14 protein-coding genes are annotated in these 15,282 nt (G+C 43.4%); 8 read left to right on the top strand and 6 right to left on the bottom strand.

What is annotated here, in order from left to right; genetic code table 11:
• Positions 1 to 3: 3 nt before the first annotated feature.
• Positions 4 to 1,608, top strand: a complete 1,605-nt coding sequence (locus HC246_RS02865; RefSeq protein ID WP_169362070.1) for a TROVE domain-containing protein — start codon at positions 4 to 6, stop codon at positions 1,606 to 1,608.
• 164 nt (positions 1,609 to 1,772) lie between these two features.
• On the opposite strand, the gene HC246_RS02860 is transcribed toward HC246_RS02865, so the two are convergent.
• Positions 1,773 to 3,149 (bottom strand): NAD(P)/FAD-dependent oxidoreductase, encoded by a 1,377-nt coding sequence (locus HC246_RS02860; protein ID WP_169362069.1) that lies wholly within the window; start codon positions 3,147 to 3,149, stop codon positions 1,773 to 1,775.
• Between the two features lie 546 nt (positions 3,150 to 3,695).
• On the opposite strand from HC246_RS02860, the gene HC246_RS02855 reads away from it, so the two are divergent.
• The 4 genes from HC246_RS02855 to HC246_RS02840 all read left to right on the top strand — a co-directional run bounded on the left by HC246_RS02855 (position 3,696) and on the right by HC246_RS02840 (position 7,186).
• Entirely contained in the window at positions 3,696 to 4,187 is a 492-nt protein-coding gene (locus tag HC246_RS02855) for a hypothetical protein (RefSeq protein WP_169362068.1), read from the top strand.
• A complete protein-coding gene (locus HC246_RS02850; protein WP_404822262.1) occupies positions 4,163 to 6,238 on the top strand; it encodes an nSTAND1 domain-containing NTPase in 2,076 nt (691 codons plus the stop codon). Before HC246_RS02855 ends, HC246_RS02850 begins: the two co-directional genes overlap by 25 nt.
• A gap of 265 nt (positions 6,239 to 6,503) precedes the next feature.
• Positions 6,504 to 6,836: a DUF433 domain-containing protein gene (locus HC246_RS02845; RefSeq protein WP_169362067.1), complete on the top strand. Its 333-nt coding sequence runs from the start codon at positions 6,504 to 6,506 to the stop codon at positions 6,834 to 6,836.
• The gene (locus tag HC246_RS02840) at positions 6,833 to 7,186 is read left to right on the top strand and encodes a DUF5615 family PIN-like protein (protein WP_169362066.1); all 354 of its coding nucleotides are present in this window, start codon (positions 6,833 to 6,835) and stop codon (positions 7,184 to 7,186) included. Before HC246_RS02845 ends, HC246_RS02840 begins: the two co-directional genes overlap by 4 nt.
• 58 nt (positions 7,187 to 7,244) lie before the next feature.
• On the opposite strand, the gene HC246_RS02835 is transcribed toward HC246_RS02840, so the two are convergent.
• The 3 genes from HC246_RS02835 to HC246_RS02825 all read right to left on the bottom strand — a co-directional run bounded on the left by HC246_RS02835 (position 7,245) and on the right by HC246_RS02825 (position 8,068).
• Complete coding sequence (locus tag HC246_RS02835; RefSeq protein WP_169362065.1) at positions 7,245 to 7,541, bottom strand: hypothetical protein; 297 nt, start codon at positions 7,539 to 7,541, stop codon at positions 7,245 to 7,247.
• Positions 7,534 to 7,785, bottom strand: coding sequence for a hypothetical protein (locus HC246_RS02830; RefSeq protein ID WP_169362064.1), 252 nt, complete (start codon positions 7,783 to 7,785; stop codon positions 7,534 to 7,536). Before HC246_RS02830 ends, HC246_RS02835 begins: the two co-directional genes overlap by 8 nt.
• A 61-nt stretch (positions 7,786 to 7,846) precedes the next feature.
• Positions 7,847 to 8,068, bottom strand: coding sequence for a DUF433 domain-containing protein (locus HC246_RS02825; protein ID WP_169362063.1), 222 nt, complete (start codon positions 8,066 to 8,068; stop codon positions 7,847 to 7,849).
• A 140-nt stretch (positions 8,069 to 8,208) separates the two neighbouring features.
• Between HC246_RS02825 and HC246_RS26210 the strand changes: the two genes are divergently transcribed.
• The 3 genes from HC246_RS26210 (at position 8,209) to HC246_RS02815 (ending at position 10,441) form a co-directional block, all read left to right on the top strand.
• Positions 8,209 to 8,340 carry a hypothetical protein gene (locus HC246_RS26210; RefSeq protein ID WP_263972430.1) on the top strand — a complete coding sequence of 44 codons (132 nt, stop codon included), beginning with the start codon at positions 8,209 to 8,211 and terminating at the stop codon, positions 8,338 to 8,340.
• Between the two features lie 184 nt (positions 8,341 to 8,524).
• Positions 8,525 to 9,262, top strand: coding sequence for a Uma2 family endonuclease (locus HC246_RS02820; RefSeq protein WP_169362062.1), 738 nt, complete (start codon positions 8,525 to 8,527; stop codon positions 9,260 to 9,262).
• A 237-nt stretch (positions 9,263 to 9,499) separates the two neighbouring features.
• A complete protein-coding gene (locus HC246_RS02815) occupies positions 9,500 to 10,441 on the top strand; it encodes a tetratricopeptide repeat protein (protein ID WP_225902982.1) in 942 nt (313 codons plus the stop codon).
• A 292-nt stretch (positions 10,442 to 10,733) separates the two neighbouring features.
• Here HC246_RS02815 and HC246_RS02810 read toward each other — a convergent pair whose 3' ends face one another.
• Together HC246_RS02810 and HC246_RS02805 are read right to left on the bottom strand one after the other, a co-directional pair.
• Positions 10,734 to 12,272 (bottom strand): YcjF family protein, encoded by a 1,539-nt coding sequence (locus tag HC246_RS02810; RefSeq protein ID WP_169362060.1) that lies wholly within the window; start codon positions 12,270 to 12,272, stop codon positions 10,734 to 10,736.
• Between the two features lie 12 nt (positions 12,273 to 12,284).
• Positions 12,285 to 15,158 carry a cation-translocating P-type ATPase gene (locus tag HC246_RS02805; RefSeq protein WP_169362059.1) on the bottom strand — a complete coding sequence of 958 codons (2,874 nt, stop codon included), beginning with the start codon at positions 15,156 to 15,158 and terminating at the stop codon, positions 12,285 to 12,287.
• Between the last annotated feature and the right edge of the window lie 124 nt (positions 15,159 to 15,282).

The following is a 15,282-nucleotide window of genomic DNA, read 5'->3' as shown; positions in this document are numbered from 1 at the left end:
GTCATGTCTTATAAATTTTTATTCCAGAAACCCAAAGGTACTCCTCAAACTCAAGCGATTGCAGGTCGTGAAGCTGAAATGATCCAAGGGCGATCGGGTGGCTTTGCCTTTGATGCGGGGATCTGGCGCATGTTGCGTCGTTGCTTGCTGATTGGTACGGCTCAAAGCGCCTACTACGCTAGCAAGCACGAACTGTCCGCCGATTTCATCGATACGGTACAGAAATGTGTCGCCGAAGATGCCGATCGCGTGGCTAGCGAAATTCTCTATGCTAGCGATGGTCGGGCGGTGAATAACAGCGCTCCGATTCTGGCTCTAGTTTTGCTATCGATGGGTGACAGCCAAGCAGCGAAACGGAACTTCATGGAAATCTTTCCGCAAGTTGTCCGCACGGGTAGCCACTTCTATGAATGGATAAACTACACCAAGTCCATGCGTGGCTTCGGTAAAGTCATTCGTGAAAGCGGTAAGACATGGCTCTCCAATCCCGACACCAAGGCGCTCGCCTATCAATTGCTGAAGTACCAACAACGGCAAGGCTTCTCGCACCGTGATGCGTTGCGTTTGTTTCACGTCAAGCCTGAAACTGACGATCAACAAGCGCTCTATCAGTGGGTGGTCAAGGGTTGGGATGAACTTCCTTCAAAAATTCCATCGGACGCGCTGGCGCAAATCTGGTGGTATGAATGGCTAAAGCGTCACCCTGACAAGACCCATGAAGCGATCGCGAAGGGTAAACTCACCCATGAAATGGCGGCTCCCATCGGACAGATGGATGTGCGTGCATGGCAGTTGCTCTTTAACGAAATGCCTATCGGTGCATTGTTGCGGAACCTTGGCTCCTTGACCGAAATTGGTGTCTTGACTGCGAAAAACAAGGATAACTTGAAGCATGTTGCCAATGTGTTGAACAATCGCGATCGCCTGAAGAAGGGACGCATTCACCCCATTGATGTTTTGAAAGCTCTCAAGACCTATCAATCGGGTGGTGCGCTCGGACGTAGCCAAAAGACTTGGGAACCAATTCCTCGCATTGTCGATATTCTGGAAACTGCTCTGGAAATGTCCTTCGATGCGATCTCGCCTACGGGTGCGACTTTCCTCCATGCGATCGATGTGTCGGGTTCGATGTCTTACTACACCGTTAGTTCTATTGGTCTGACCTGCTGCGAAATTGCGGCAACGATGGCTTTGGCAACGGTGAAGGCGGAAACCAACTATGCGATCCGTGGATTTGCGACCGACTTCCGCGATTTAGGAATCACTAAAAAGGATTCCTTCACATCGGCAATGCAAAAGGCATCGAACCAAAACTTCGGTGGTACGGATGCATCGGTGGCCTACGATTGGGCGATTAAGAATAAGTTCTATGCGGATGTGTTCTGCTTCTGGACTGATTCCGAATCTTGGGCAGGTCGTCGTCATCCTAGTGAAGCCTTGGCTGAATATCGCCGCAAGGTGAATGCTAATGCGAAGGCAATCTATGTGACCTTGGCTCCCTATAAGCTTTCGCTAGTCGATCCTAAAGATCCTAATTCTTGGGATATGGGCGGTTTCGATCCCGCAATGCCCCGTGCGATCCAAATGGTAGCAATGGGTGAAGTCTAAAAAAAAGGAGTCGCTTTGCGACTCCTTTTTTTGTATTTGGGAATTCTTGCGATGTTTGGAGGCTAGGGCTGGCACAGGGGCGCAGCCCCTACGTCCACACAATTTAAATTTGAATTTCTTATGTAGGGGCAATCCCCCCGTGGTTGCCCCTCTTGGCTAGCAGCTTAGGCAACCTCTGCTGGTTCCCTTGTTTCCAAGGAAAGACCACCTGCACGGATTCCTTCCATTTCCTCTAATACCTGTAAGTATCGACCAGTAATAATTCTCGCGCCACGACGATGGGTAAAGTAGTTCCATCCCCATTGAACCATTACAAGAAGCTTATTATCAAATTCAATCAGATAATAAACATGCACAAATGTCCAAATAAACCACGCTAACCAACCCTTTAGACGGATAAACTTAAAGTCCACAACCGCCTCATGGCGACCAATTACAGCTAGGCTACCAAAATCCCAATACTTGAATTTTGTAGGTTCCTTTTCTTGTACCTTCGCCTCAATATGATGCGCGACATATTCACCCTGCTGCATCGCCACAGGCGCAACCCCTGGAAGTGGGCGATCGCCTTGATGGGGATAGTTCGCTAAGTCACCAATCACATAGACATTAGGATAATTGGCGATCGACATATCAGGCTGGACAACTACACGACCAACGCGATCTAGTTCAGCATTCAGGCGATCGCCTAATACTTTCCCCATCGGTGAAGCCTTGACACCCGCCGCCCAGAGAATGGTTTGGGCTTGGATTTGCTCAACTTGCTCACCCAATTTAAAGGTAACGACATTATTTTCAATATTCGTCACCATCGCGCTAGTTTTAACTTCCACGCCTAACTTCAGCAGAGATTGTTTCGCCGCCTCAGAGAGTTCCGCATGGTATGGAGGCAATACGCGATCGGTTCCTTCAATCAAGATGATTCGCGCTTTTTTTGTGTCAATATTGGTGAATTCATCACTGAGGGTGCGATGGGCTAGTTCGGCTAAGGTTCCTGCGAGTTCCACGCCAGTTGGACCTCCACCGATGACCACGAAGTTCATCAATGCTTCTTTAAACTTAGGATCATGGGTCTTTTCGGCAGCTTCAAACGCACTCAGGATGCGACGACGCATATTAATCGCATCTTCAATGGTTTTTAATCCAGGAGCTTGCTCTGACCATTGATCGTTACCAAAGTAATGGTGACTAACTCCTGTTGCCACGATCAGCGAGTCATAGCTTATGTCTAAGTGATTTTTTAATTTAACTACCTGCGCTTGAGGATCGATATCTAGCACTTCGCCCATGACGACGCTGGTATTTTTGTTTTCGGCGAGGACTGCCCGCAATGGTGAGGCGATATCGGCGGGGGAGAGGCTACCTGTGGCGACTTGATAAAGTAGGGGCTGGAAGAGGTGAAAGTTACGTTTGTCGATGAGGGTGACTTTAACAGGAACCTTTGATTTACCTAGCTTTTGGGCGGCATATAGTCCCCCAAAGCCGCCGCCAATAATAACAACATGATGGGGTGCGCTTTCATTTTGAGTACTTAGAGACATGGCAAGTTTTTAAGTTGGGTGTGATGTTTTTGCTGGTGGCATCTTTAAAAAATTATTACATATGTAAATAAAAATATCTTTTTGTATCTTTTTTGTTCTGGATGGTAGCGATCGGATAGTAAATCTGCAATGAATTACGAGACTCAAAGTTTACGCAAGATGAGAAAACTATTGATGCCCATTTCATCAGGGTGTGGGTAGTGGCTTAGGTTGTATTTCTACATATGTATTTTTCAACTTAGAGACGTGCAGCTAAATAATAGACTAAAAAAGTAAATCTAAAAATTTAATGTTTTATAGATTTGGTGGTATTTTAGACTTCTCCTGTATCTTTATATCTGTCTTGTAGTTCAGGCTAGGTAAAAGTTTTTTCTAAATTACGATAATTTAAATGGCTTCAATTCATACCTAAGGAAGTAGTTTAACGTTGAGCTGTGAGATTAGTTTTTTCTAGCCAAGCAAAGTGTCTCGTCAAAAAATCGCGTAAAATAGAAAAATATTTCCTCAGATTACATTTCTTTCTCTGACACCCAAAAATTAGACGTTATGCCTCCGATTAAAAAACGACTCACTGACCTAGAAGATTTGCTGGAAAGGTACTACGAAAAACTTGCCGAGCATGAACAAGAACTATCGATAAGTGCCAGTCCAAATGTCCGAAATGAGGCTAACCAGAGAATCAATCGGGAAATTATGCCGAGCATTCGGAAATATGAGGCAGAGTACTGGTCTTTATTAAGACCATTTGCAAATGCAAGAGAAATTGCTGAACCAGAAGCTCAGACTGCAATTGCAAGCATCATTCAAAATGCTGAAATTATTCAACATTATCAGATGCTAGATGAGGTTTTGCAAAAAGTTCAGGAACTTATAAATAAGTTGAACGAACCAGGAACAGCAGCCACAGCGAAGGCAGAGTTCGCGTTAACCGTTATTCCAGGAATACTATTGTATAAGTTTGAGCTAGATACAGAAAACTTCCTAAGGCAAATGTTTCGCCCGTTAATGCGGCTATTTGGTGCATCCGCAAAAAAGTAAATTGCTCCGATATTTCGCCTTATCGGGGCTTAGATTCTTTTAGAGAGGAACACGAACAGTGGTTTTTCGGGCGCGAGAGCATGGTAGCAGATCTATATGAAAAGTTGCTTTCTCGATCTCTGGTCGCTGTAATGGGCGCTTCGGGAAGTGGCAAGTCTTCATTGGTATTTGCTGGATTACTGCCTCGGTTGAGAGTTGAGGGATGGTTGGTTGAAAATTTTCGCCCAAAAACTAATCCATTTTATGGTTTGGCAGAAGCATTTGTAAGATTGATTGAACCAGATTTATTAGGTAGTCAGTTGGTAAAGGAAGCTAGCGATTTATCTGAATTCATTAAACGTAAAGGCATAAGCGAAGTAGTCGCAAGCCTGACGCACAAGTACGCTAGAAAATCTCTTTTGATTGTAGTTGATCAGTTTGAAGAAATATTTACATGTAAAAAGCAAGAACAAGAACATTTTCTAAAAGTTTTATTGGATGGACTGACGAAGATATCAGGTTTCAAACTAATTGTTATATTGAGGGCAGATTTTTGTGGTCAGGCTTATGGAGAAAGAACTTTAACCGATGCATTTCAAGATGCACAATTTCTCGTGGGACCGATGAACTTGAAAGAGTTTCAAGAGGCGATCCAGCAACCTGCAAAGCTAGAAGGGCTAGAGCTAGAGCCAGGATTGATAGATAGGTTATTACAAGATGTAGGAGAAGAAGGGCAAGAGTCTAGAAATTTACCTCTATTGGAGTTTGCCCTGACTAAATTATGGGAACGGCAGAAAAATGGACGGCTGACGCATCAAGCCTACACTGATATCCATGGTGTTAAGGGAGCGTTGGTACAACATGCCAATCAAGTTTATGCTCGATTGTCTAGAGATCAACAACAGCAAGCTTCGCAGCTATTTACAAGGTTGGTAAGACTTGGATCTGGAACAGAAGATACAAGAAAAATTACCACCCGATCAGAGATAGGAGATTGGGAGTTAGTGACAATTTTGGCGAATGAGCGACTGGTGATGACGGGACGAGATGAACAGCTTCAAGAAGACACAGTGGAGTTGATCCATGAGGCGTTGATTCGAGAATGGAAACTATTGGAGCAATGGGTAAGTGAAAATCGGAATCTACGGCAGCTGATCCAAACCGTTGAAGATGCACGCAAAGTTTGGCTAGTTGGAAAGAAAAGAGAAAATTTGTTGGAAGGGCGTTTACTTAAAAATGCCAAGCAGTTATTGGATAACAGGATAGATATAGGCATATCTAAAGGTATACAATCTTTCGTCCGATGGAGTTTGTTGTGGCGTAGATTGCAAATTGTTGCATTATTATTAATTCCACTCTTAATAGTGGGTATGCCAATAGAATATTTCTCGCGTGAGGACTCTGTGAAGCAGGATTATTTTCGGATGGAGATTTCTTCAGAACAAGCAGATCGGGAAGCTGTATTGAATCTTGCAGGTGGTTGTTGGGCAGAATGGCAGTACCCTGAAATGCCTAGCTATTTGAGAGAAAGGCTATTTGGGAACTGTAGATCTCTCCGAGCCGCAAACCTTAAAAAGTCGTATCTTCAAAATTTGAATTTAAGAGGTGTCGATTTACATGAAGCAGATTTAAGTGGTTCCAGATTAGGAGGTGCAGATTTGAGTGGTTCTGAACTAGAGAGTGCAAATTTGAGTGGTTCTGACTTAAGCATTACAAATTTGAGTGGTGCTAATCTCTGGGGTGCAAATTTGAGTAATACTGGTCTCTTCGGAACAAATTTGATTAATGCTAGTCTCATTAGTGCGAATTTGAATAATGCTCGTCTCGTTGGTGCTGACTTACGTGGTGCCGACTTACGTGGTGCAAATTTTGAAAGAGTTACGTTCTCATGTGCCGATACTGTTTATCGTGCATATCCAGAATTTATTGTTAGTAAAATAAAACAATGTCCAAATCTGAAAGATATTAAATGGGATAAAAATACGAATTGGAAGGGTATTGAAGTCTGGGGAACGTGGGATATCGTTGAAAATATTCCCCCAGAATTAAAAGAGCAATTTAAAGATAAATGATGCAAAATGATGTATTCAAGAATTGTGAATTAAAAGAGCAATTTGTTAGAAATATGTCCTTGCAATTTTTAAAGTCTCATTAAACAAACTGGCTAAAGATATTGTAAGAATCTGCAAATGTTTAGATCCCCAATTTTTTGTATGATTGGCAAAAGCTACTTACAGATCGCGCAGAAAAAGTCGGGATTCTTTGTCTCTGAGTCTTAACTCCTAGACGGACAAGCGATCGCTTAAAATATTTACATAAAGAGTAGCCAAAAACTTTATGACCGCAGCACCAACCTTAGCAAAACGATATATCGAGCAACGCGATCGAGGATACTGGATCGAAGGAACCCGTATTTCTCTTGATTCAGTTGTTTATGCCTTTTTGAATGGTAAGTCACCTGAAAGCATTGCCCAAGACTTTCCATTACTCTCACTAGAACAGGTTTATGGAGCGATCGCCTTTTATCTGGGCAGCCGCGAGTTAATTGACGCATATCTCAAAGAAGGTGAAGAAGAATTTGAGAAACTGCAAAAATCCTGTAGACAAAAGAATCCACTTCTGTATCAGAAGTTAAAAACTGCTCAAACCCAGAAGCTAAGCAAATCATGACGGTAGTTCACTTTCAAGCAGATGCTGACCTTAATCAAGCAGTTGTCACTGGTGCGTTACGCAGACAACCCAATCTGAGTTTTCAATCAGCTTACACGGCAAGACTTGAAGGCAAGAAAGATCCAGAAGTATTAGCAATAGCGGCGCAAGATGGGAGAGTACTTGTAACCCATGATCGCAAAACGATGCCTGCTGAATTTGGCGAATTTATCCTGACAAAAAACAGTTCAGGGGTTTTGATTCTTTCCCAGAAATTGCCAGTTAGTGACGCAATTGATGCAATCCTCCTAATTTGGGAAGCCTCTACTGCTGAAGAATGGGTCAATCAAATAATGTCCATTCCATTCTGAGGAGCTAGAAGATTTAGGATGAGTGCGATCGCATATTTTTAGTGCGATCGCTGATTGCTCAATAGGCTGAATCATGCTCGGAATGCAAGGATAAAAATCTTAGATAATCACCTTCCCGCACAGCAACGGCTCGACATTTTTGAGTAATTCTCAAACTATAGATTTTTTCACCATTTTTTCCTTGCTTAGAACGAATCAATTCCCATTTTAAGCCCTGATCTTTGTACAATTGCTCCCAAGTCAATTGAGAAACCTTTTTGAGGATTTTTAAGACTGCAAGAGCCTCAGATTTCTGCAAAACAAACAAGTCTTGTTGAAAAATAGGATTATTTAGATCAAGTAAAATTCTACTCATTATTCAATAATTGAGCTTCTAATGAGCCTAGGTTCGATAACTGAGGGGGATGATTATGATTCCATTGGAGAGCTTTATCTAGTTTCTTGGAGAAAGAATCTTCATGCACCCAACTTTCAGAAGGAAATGATTGCTTCAATAGAAGATTGTAAAAGGCTTCCCATTCCTTACCCCACTGCTCCAAATTAATGACAACAGCAGTCTTCTCTCCTTGATCATCTATGATATATTCAATGCCTTTCATAGGAAAAAACAGCAGTAATTTCAATAAATTATATCATTTTTCACTAAAGAATCCTCATAATTTAAGCCGCAATAGCTAACATATCAAGCTCATAGTTTAATACAGCCTCGACCTGCGATCGCTGTACAGGCGGAAACGATTCTAAAAAATCATCCACCGTAGCACCATCGCGCAAATTTTCAAATAATGCCGAAACTGGAACTCGTGTCTTCCGAAATACCCAAGCATCACTCACTTTATGAGGTTCCCTTTCGATGGCATCTAGACTTTCCCATTGCCTCATATACAATACTTCTGTAAAGTAAAAATGTACTCAACAACCTGATTATAAACTAATTTGAAAGTGTGATCGCCAATTTTGTAGTGCGATCGCTGTAATATCCAAAATGCTAATATCTAGATTAGTAACCCAAAATACTTGTTATGAATGTATCGGATAAACTGCGATCGCTAACTTATAGCCTAGATATCCAAATGGTTGGGGTATATTTTTGGTTCGGAAATTTTGTGATTCAGTTTGGTGGTACTGAGGTGGATGATGAGCCTTTTTACTAACCTTTTGTGGTTCCTACGTTTATTGGGTTTGGGTTTGTGCTTCCCAATTATTTTTCATGGCATACTCCGTTTGATCAGTTAAAAAACATAATAGTGTGATGGCTGTCTATAAACCTGCGAATGATAGAATCGTTACGGCTTATCAGTTAGTCTGAGATTTGCAACGTACAAGTACAAAAAAACTATGGTTACTGTAACTTCTCAATACCGTTTGCCAACTGCGGAAGACCTACCCGATTCCGATGAAACGCCTGTGGATAATGAACTCCAAAATGACATTCCCAATCTTTTATTGAACCTATTGCGAGAGATTTGGAGCGATCGCTCTGATTGGTTTTGGGGTGTGGATATGGGAGTATATTACGAACCAAATATTGAGGAGCCAGCCAAGTCTAAGGCGATCGTTCCCGACGGATTTCTCGCTTTGGGTGTACCGAAGCAAACTGGTGAAGGTGGTCGCTTGAGCTATGTGGTTTGGCAGGAAAAAGTAATGCCAATTCTGGCTTTAGAAGTTGTTTCTAAAAAATATAATGGTGAATACGACACAAAGTTAGCCAAGTATGCCGAGATCGGAATTCTCTATTATGTGGTTTACAATTCCACAACTGGTCGCCGATTGTATCAGGATTATCAATCTTTAGAGGTGTACAAGTTAGTTGATGGAAAATATCAACTTTTACCTGCGGTGGCGCTTTTAGCAGAGGGCGGGAGAATGATATGGATTCCTGAGATTGGTTTGGGAATTGGTTGTGAGCAGGGTATTTATGATGGTTGGCAACGCGAATGGGTCTATTGGTACGATCGCTCTGGTAAGAGATATCCTACTGCTCAAGAACGTGTGAACCTAGAGCGTCAGGCGAGACTTGAGGCTGAGGCATTATTACAAAAGTATCGCGATCGCTTCGGGGATATTTCTGAATAATCAAGAAAATAATTAATCAAAAGGGCGATCACTGAGAAGGTAAAGATCCGTAGGGTGAATTGATGAAATGTAACGTACCCTTTTCTTTTAATATCTCAATTAGTATGTAGGAGTCGCAAGAATCAGATGCTAATTTTTTGGACTATAAACATCTTTTTCATTATCAGTGCGATAGTTTCCTTTTATATAGCAATCATACCTCTAACACATTACAGAGCAGGCTATATCGTTTTGGGAATGTTCATGTTGGGAATGGCAGCATATTCCTATGCTACAAGATCAAGTTTTTACTATTATCTTGCATGTCAGTCTTATCAAGGCGGTAAACTCAAAGAGACGTTTGACAACCTAGATCTTGCGATTCTCACCAATCCTCGTAATTTTAATGCCTATTATTTGCGCGGAATTTTTGCCTATGAACATCAAAACTTATCTAAGGCAATCGAGGATTTAAGTCGTGCAATTAAATATAATCCAAGTTCTGAAAAAGCTTTTTACCATCGCGGTCTCTGCTATTGGAGACAGAAAGACAATACTGCTGCTCTAGCGGATTTTGACTATGCTATTACTCTCAACCATAGATATGAGCCAGCCTATTTCTATCGAGGTATTCTACAACTCATAGAGCATCGTTTGCCAGAAGCGATAGAAGATTTTACTCAGTCCATTAGGATGCAACCAGATCGTGCCAAAGCTTATCAGTATCGGGGACAGGCTCTCACATATCAGGGGCAACAAGAAGAAGCGTTAGCTGACTTTGATGAATTCGTCCGTCTCAATCCCACGTCCTTTGAAGGCTACTACAACCGAGCTGTCTTATGTTATAACTTGGCAATGTTTCAAGAGGGAATTGCAGACTTTACGAAAGTATTAGAACTTGACCCTAATAATGCCTCAGCATACTACGGACGCTCCAATACATATATCAACCTTAATCACTCTGATACAGCAACTCTCGATTTTGAACAAGCCCGTGTATTAGAACCTGAATATCCTATTGATCGTGTTGACCAACATGGCTTTTTTCATGCGGGTTTAGCTCATTACCATCATGGGTATTCACAGGTTGCTTTAGAATATTTGAACAAAGCGCTACGTCTCTGTCACAAAAACCATGATAATTCAATGCATAAAATCGTGGCAGATGCTATTCAAACAATAGAAAATACAGCAACTTGAATGAATTCAACCTGATCGCCGATCTTGTAGAATGCGTTAATGAAATGTAACGCACCTTTTTAATGACAAATTTAATGACAGATATTTGTGCTTTAGTGACAAGTATTTGTGCGTTATGCTCCGCTAACATACGCTACGGGATTGGTTATTTATTTCAAATTTCTTGAGTTTGATCGCTAATTTTGTAATGCGATCGCCACTCTCATAGATTAAATGTAACGATCCTTATTGTCTATGCCAAGATCTCGGACTTTTTGTATGGCTAGTAAAAGCTATCTGCGATCGCGAGATCTTACATTTGTTGCTTCACCAAAACCATCACCCGATTTACCGCATCTTGCACAAAAGCCTTAAGAAACTCATCACGGCGATTTAATTGGAACTGGCGCTGTACTACTTCCGCAATACCACCATCTCCCCAATCGCGATCGCGACTAAAGTATTCGATAAAACTCTTGCCAGCAATACGGGTCAGGTAAGCTGCCGTTACCGATTGAATTGTCGCTTTGAGAACTAAACCCACCACCGTTACAGAAATAGCCGTCGTCACGATCTGGACTACACCCTTGACGATGCCGAGACTGACTAAAGTACGAGTAAGGGAATTCGCTAATTCCTTACCGCGATCAATATTGATTTCACAGCCGTAAACCCTGCCAATTTCCACAACCATTTGGGCATTGATCGCCGCAGTAGCCAAGAGATCGACTACAGGCAAAGGTGTCGCAAAGACCACACCGACTACTAACCATTGGAACTTCTCAACGACCTTTTCCGCTTCCGCTTGTTGCTGTTGAGAGAGAACTTCGCGAGTCTCTTCCGTTAGCCTTTGCGATCGCAATAACACATTATCCGCTACCAGTTCATCGCCTTCATAGCTGAGAATATCGAGAATCCGCGCTAGCAATGGCTGAATTTTGGGCTTAGGGGTGACGACTTCGCCATTGTCGAGGGTAATCGGACTGGGGCTAGCGGCGATCGCCACCACATCTTCAGGTGCGATAAAACTCAAAACCCGCGATCGCAAACTGGTGTGAATCATTTCGCGATCGCTTTTGGTGAGGCGATCGATTTTATTAAAGGCGAGAATTGTGCGCTTGCCAATTTCCGTCAGCGCTTTCAGGACTTCAAATTCTGAGCGTCGCAAGTCATCGTCAACCACAAACACGATCAAGTCTGCCTCAGTCGCAATTTTTCGTGCCTCTTGTTCGCGATCGTTACCCAAGGCACTTGCCTCTAAAATCCCCGGACAATCGGTAAATTGAATCGGTACTTCCAGATTCTGAAACTGTACGGGGGCATAGACCTTCCCTAATTGCGTAGTTCCCATCGTTGCGCCGACTTCCCCTTTGCTAGCGATATCTTGTGATGATAAATCCAGCAATCCATTCACTAGCGAAGTTTTGCCTGCGGAGCCAACGCCGAATACAACAACGCGCAATTCTTGACGGACAAAGTTCTGTTTTAATTGTTCAGTTTGCTCAGCTAGCGATCGCCGCATCACCTCATCTTGAATCTGCTCAACCTGACGTTCGAGGGCTTCGAGACTATCTTGAGCCGCTTCGATTTTGTCGGTGGGTGCTTCAGGGATGGGGTGCGGTGGCGTTGGTTCCGAGTGGAAGAGATTGATATAGCGCCAAGTTACAAAAAACAAGCCTGCCAACACGCCCATCACCAACAGCACCACAAATCCACCCAAAATTGGCGATGATTTGGCGACGAGTTGATAGATTTGGATAATGCGATCGAGTAAGGGAATAACAAAGGAAATGACTAGACCGAAACAGCCTAAAACAATTAGCGATCGCAACCAAGGGAACTTTCTTCTCATAGCTTCTAGGGCTTAGGGCTGATTCTTGACAATAGATTTTGGTGTACGACGCTTACCCCACCATCTTGACACCAGTTTCTCAGATTCCGTCCAGAGGACTAGGAGCATACTAAATCCAAAGCATAAACCCAATTCTGACGCTGTGAGCGCATCTGTGCCAAAGAATTGCCGTAAAGATGGTACATAGAGCAATGACAGTTGCAGAATCGTGGTGAAGATTACAGAGACTAACAGATAGGGATTGGAAATAGGATTTAATTCAATGAGTAATTTGGAATCTGAACGACAGGAAAGCGCATGACCCATTTGAGCAATGCAGAGCGTCGTGAAGGTGATCGTCTTCCAATGCTCATGCCATGAGGGATTGCTAGAGTTATAGGCGATTTCCATTAAGGCGATCGTCTGTAATCCAAAGACAACTCCAATTCGTAAAATATACCAACCCAAACCCCTTGCAAAAATATTCTCTTGGGGGTTAAAGGGAGGTCGTTCCATCACATCGGCTTCGGCAGGCTCCACTGCAAGGGCAAGGGCTGGTACGCCATCGGTAACGAGATTCATCCATAATATTTGTAATGGAGTCAAAGGCACTGCGCCAAAGCCTAAAAATGGTGTAGAAGCAATCGCAATGACTTCACCGACATTACTACCGAGAATATATTTAATAAAGCGGCGAATATTCGCGTAAACTGTGCGCCCTTCCTCCGTTGCCGCCACAATCGTCGCATAGTTATCATCGAGCAGAATCATATCGCTCGCTTCCTTGGACACATCCGTTCCCGTAATCCCCATCGCAATGCCAATATTCGCCTGTTTCAATGCAGGAGCATCATTCACGCCATCCCCTGTCATCGCCACGATTTCGCCTCGACGTTGCAAAGCTTGGACAATGCGTAATTTATGCTCAGGTGAGACTCTGGCATAGACAGCAGTTTGTCGCGCAACTTCTGTTAATTCATCATCATCCATTAATTCAATTTCTTGTCCTGTCAACACCTTATCGTTTTCAGGACAGAAGATATTCAAATCACGGGCGATCGCTTGAGCCGTCAGTTGATGATCGCCTGTAATCATAATCGTGTGAATTCCCGCATGGCGGCTCACCTGCACAGCAACTGCTGCTTCGGCTCGTAGTGCGTCACGGATACCCACTAGTCCCAGCCATACGAGTTTATTTTCAATGCGATTAAGTTCCGATTCTGTTGGCAGATGATCTAAAGGTAAATAGGCAAAGCCTAAAACGCGCATTCCCTTCGTGGCAAGGAGGGTATTTTGGATATTGATCGCTGATCTTTGGGAAATCGTAATAGAGCTAATTTGCCTTTCAAGTTGAATGCGATCGCATCGTTCGAGAATCAATTCGGGTGAACCTTTACAAAATAAGAAGTAGGGACTATTTGGCAATAAACTTGCGATCGTTCGCATCGATTCGGGTGTATCTTCAGCATCCATACTTTGAATGGCAGCGATCGCACTCATTAACTTGCGCTCAGAGGTAAAGGGAATTTCGGCAACCCTAGTAAAATAGTTGCTAAATTGCGCTTGCCAGAGATTTGTCTTACCCGCCAGAGTCAATAATGCTCCTTCCGTCGGATCACCGATGATTTTCCATTGGGAATGATGATTATTTTGATTTTCTGTAGGTGGCTTTTTCTGCAAATAGGCATCATTACAAATCGCACTTGCCGCTAGCAGCAGTTGCATCTCAGGGCATTGATAAACATTCAAATCACTGGCAAGCATATCTCCTGCTAAACGGGAAATCGCAAATTCGCCAATGGGTTCATAGCCAGTGCCGTTAATTTGCGCCGCATAATTCGCCGTAAACAGGCTTTCGGCAACCATTTTATTTTGGGTCAGTGTTCCCGTCTTATCGGAACAAATGGTTGTAACGGAACCGAGGGTTTCGACCGCAGGTAATTTACGAATGAGAGCATTGCGCTTCACCATTCTTTGAGTTCCTAGCGCCAGAGTCACCGTAATCACCGCAGGCAAGCCTTCGGGAACTGCCGCTACTGCCATACTGAGGGAAGTATTGAGTAACTTCACAAAGTCACCATGTCGCCATAGTCCCACGGCAATTACCAGAGCCACTAGGATTAAGGAGGCAATTACCAAAGCCTTCGATAGCTCTGCCATCCGCTTCTGTAATGGCGTTTCTTCCAATTCCACATCTTGCAGCAGATTGGCAATCTTTCCTAATTCCGTCTGCATTCCCGTAGCCGTAACTACCATCATGCCGCGCCCCTGCAATACCTCAGTTCCCTGAAAGACCATATTGCGCCGATCACCTAAGGACTCATCCTCTCCAAATACTTGATCGGCAATCTTATTTACGCCTTTGGATTCCCCCGTGAGTGCCCCTTCGCGTACCTTCAGCTTTATAGACTCCAGCAAACGCCCATCCGCCGCAATCTGCATCCCCGCATCGACAAATACAATATCGCCAACCACCAATTCCGCCGATAGAATTTCTGCAACTTTACCTTCGCGCAATACCCGCACATTTGGAGCCGCCATTCTCTTTAGTGCGGCAAGAGCCTCTTCTGCACGGCTTTCCTGCACATAGCCTAAAATCCCGTTGAGGATTACAATTGCCGCGATCGCTACCGCATCCTTGGGAAAACTGCCTACCCGCAAGTCCAACACCGCCGACACCACTGCTACGCCCATCAGCATCAACAGCATGATGTTGGTAAACTGATCGACAAAAATACTGAGCTTGGTACGTCCTGCTTTACCAGTCAACTCATTGCGCCCATAGACCGCACGGCGATCGCTAATTTGCCATGACTCTAGCCCAAACTCTGGATTAACATCCAAAGCCACGATCACTTCTTCGGTTGTAAGTGTGTGCCAAACTTGCTTTGTCGGTAAATTGGTCATTTTTGTTACAAACGATCAGGATGCTAGAGTCTCAATTTAAGCCTATCAGAGTCTATGGCGCAAATATAAAACCCCAAAACCTGTGACTCACGCACTGCTCAAGCCAAAGGTTTTGGGGTTTTAT

It is taken from the genome of Pseudanabaena yagii GIHE-NHR1, assembly GCF_012863495.1.
GTDB classification, from domain to species: domain Bacteria; phylum Cyanobacteriota; class Cyanobacteriia; order Pseudanabaenales; family Pseudanabaenaceae; genus Pseudanabaena; species Pseudanabaena yagii.
Note: the sequence above shows the minus strand (reverse complement) of the source record. Positions and strands in the feature narration are given on the sequence as shown.